1 protein-coding gene is annotated in these 2,458 nt (G+C 69.4%); it reads right to left on the bottom strand.

The annotated features are described in order from the left end of the window. Window positions 1-34: 34 nt before the first annotated feature. Window positions 35-2,110, bottom strand: a complete 2,076-nt coding sequence (locus K0M70_RS10680; protein WP_290781849.1) for a S46 family peptidase — start codon at window positions 2,108-2,110, stop codon at window positions 35-37. Between the last annotated feature and the right edge of the window lie 348 nt (window positions 2,111-2,458).

The following is a 2,458-nucleotide window of genomic DNA, read 5'->3' as shown; positions in this document are numbered from 1 at the left end:
AAGCCCGGCCGTCGCGCAACGCGGGAAACGGCGCTTACCTGCGCGCGGCTTCCAGCTCCTTGAGCAGGTTCGGCGCCGGGTACACCGACTGCATGATCCACTGCATGTAGCGATGGTCCACCGAGATCATGCGGGTCATGGCCGGGTCGAACACCCAGTTCGAACTGACGCTCTCCCAGTTGCCGTCGAAGGCCAGGCCCACCAGCTCACCCTTGCCGTTGAGCACGGGCGAACCGGAGTTGCCGCCGGTGATGTCCAGGTCGGACAGGAAGTTCACCGGCACCTTGGCCTTCTGCTCGGCGCTCATCGCCGCGATGGCGTCGAGCTGGGCCTTGGGCGCGTCGAACGGCTCCTCACCCGTGGCCTTGGCCACCAGGCCGTCGAGCGAGGTGAACGGGGTGTAGGCCACGCCGTCCTTCGGGCTGTAGCCCATGACGTTGCCGTAGGTGATGCGCAGGCTGAGGTTGGCGTCGGGATACACGCCCTGGCCCTGGCTGCGCTTGTAGTCCTGCACGGCGGCCAGGTAGACCGGGCGGTAGCGGCTGCTTTCACCGGCGCGGGCGCGGGCGGTGTCTTCCAGCGCCAGCAGGGTCGGCTGCAGCGCCACGGCCAGCTTCAGCAGCGGGTCGGTGCTGGCTTCAAAGCCGGCGCGGTCGGTCGTCAGCAGCGCCAGGCGCGCGTCCACCGCACCCAGCTGGGTGGCGGCGTACGTTTCGTCCAGCGCCTTCTGGATGGCGGCGGCGTCGCTGCCGCCCAGCCACGCGTCGATGGCGGCCACGCGCTGGTCGGCCGGCAGCTTCACGTACTCGGCCAGCCAGTAGGCCATCAGCTGCTTTTCCATCTTCGGGTCGTAGCGGCGGTCGAGCTGGCGCGTGTTGCCCTCGATGGCCGGCAGGTCGCGGTCCTGGTAGCCCGAGGCGCGTTCGGCGTTGGGCTTGGCGCGTTCGATGGCCAGGCGGTACAGCCCGCGCACGTTGCCCAGCAGGCCGGTGCCCGACACCTGGTTGATGACGGTGTCGCGCACGCGGGTTTCGCGCGCCTGGGCGGCCAGCGCCACCAGCTTGGCGTGGGCTTCCAGCGCCGGCGCGCCGGCGTCGCCGCGGGTGCGCAGCCAGGCCAGCACGGCGTCTTCTTCGGCGCGCTTGGTGGCGCTGGCGTCGATGCGGCGGAAGCCTTCCAGCTGGCCGTCCCAGTTCTTCATGGTGTTCTGCCAGCCGCGGATGGTGCTGGCGTACTTCACTTCGATCTCGGGGTCGGCCTTGCCGGCGGCGTCGGTGAGGGCCACCAGGTTCTTGAGGTGCTGGCCCACCACCGGGTACTGCCAGTCGGCCACGGCCTGGAACTCATTGAACAGCGCATAGCGGTTGGTGGTGCCCGGGTAGCCGGCCACCATCACGAAATCGCCGGCCTCCAGCGGATCGGTGGCCATGCGCAGGTGGTGCTTGGCCTTGAACGGCACGTTGTCGGGCGAGAACGCCGCCGGCTTGCCGTCCGGGCCGACGTAGGCGCGGTAGAAGGTGAAGTCGCCGGTGTGGCGCGGCCACATCCAGTTGTCGATTTCGCCGCCGTAGTTGCCGATGGCGCCCGGCGGCGCGTACACCAGGCGCACGTCCTTGATTTCGATCTGGCGGAACAGGCGGTATGTCTGGCCGCTGAAGAAGCTGTACACCGTGCAGCGGAAGCCGGGCTCGGATTCGCAGCCGGCAATCAGCGCCTTCTGGGCGTCTTCCAGCGCCTTCTGGCGCGCCAAGCCGTCCTGGTCGGGCGTGGTGGCGGCCAGCATCTGGTCGGTGACGTCGGTGATCTGGTCCATCACGAACACGCGGGCGTTGGGGCCGGCGGAGATTTCCTGGTCACGCGTGGCGGCATTGAAGCCGTCGGTCATCAGGTTGCGCTCGGCCGTGGAGTTGAGCTGGATCGCGCCGTAGGCGCAGTGGTGGTTGGTGACCACCAGGCCATCGGGGGACACCAGCGAAGCCGTGCAGCCGCCCAGCGCCACCACGGCGCCCATCGGGTCGCCGGTCAGGTTGGCCAACTGGGCGGGGTCGAGCTCCAGGCCCGCCTGCTTGAGCGGGCCGGCGATTTCGGGCAACTGCTGCGGAACCCACATGCCTTCCTTGGCCTGGGCGGCAAAGGACAGCGAAAGGGCGGCAGCCAGGACAGCGATACGCATTGCGATACCTCGACGGGACGGAAACCCCAAGCCTACCAGCGCGGGTGCTGGCCGGGGCACGGCCGCGGTATAAGCTTCTGGCATACGACAACGGGGAGCGGACTATGCGTGTGGCGGCGCGGACAGGGATGCTGCTGTTGTCGGCCTGGGGCGGGTTGGCGTGCGCCCAATCGCCGGACGTGGCTTTGGCGAACGGCTGGGACGCGGTTTGCGCCGGCGCCGCGCCGGCTTCGGGGCTGGCCAGCCGATGCGCGGAAATTTTTGCCGGGGGCCCCGGGCGCCCCC

Origin of the sequence: Arenimonas sp., from assembly GCF_019459675.1 — a bacterium.
In the GTDB taxonomy this organism is placed as follows: Bacteria; Pseudomonadota; Gammaproteobacteria; order Xanthomonadales; family Xanthomonadaceae; genus Arenimonas.
The sequence above is the reverse complement of the archived record's forward strand: the minus strand, read 5'-3'. Positions and strand labels throughout refer to the sequence as shown.

Coding starts and splice junctions, on each gene's coding strand:
- K0M70_RS10680 (WP_290781849.1), bottom strand. CDS start 2,110: ATGTGGGTTCCGCAGCAGTTGCCCGAAATCGCCGGCCCGCTCAAGCAG.